1 pseudogene is annotated in these 216 nt (G+C 55.6%); it reads left to right on the top strand.

The window, feature by feature from the left end:
* A pseudogene (locus H6B10_RS17705) lies at positions 1–115 on the top strand (family 1 glycosylhydrolase); the annotation flags it as partial.
* Positions 116–216 lie beyond the last annotated feature (101 nt).

Genomic DNA, 216 nt, shown 5'->3' with positions numbered 1-216 from the left:
TGCCGAACCCAGCGGCATCGCCTGTGACCATTATAATCGATATGAGGAAGATATCCGATTGCTTGCCGAAGCCGGACTCAACGCCTACCGCTTTTCCATTGAGTGGGCGCGCATGACCAGCAGATCTCCTTCGGGGGTACGCTCGCTGACAAAGATTTTGGGCTGCGGGTCCCCAAAGACACCGGCGTTTTCAGCGGCGGCATATTTCATGTTCTC

The organism is Gemmiger formicilis (assembly GCF_016901605.1).
Lineage (GTDB): Bacteria > Bacillota > Clostridia > Oscillospirales > Ruminococcaceae > Gemmiger > Gemmiger formicilis_B.
The sequence above is the reverse complement of the archived record's forward strand: the minus strand, read 5'-3'. Positions and strand labels throughout refer to the sequence as shown.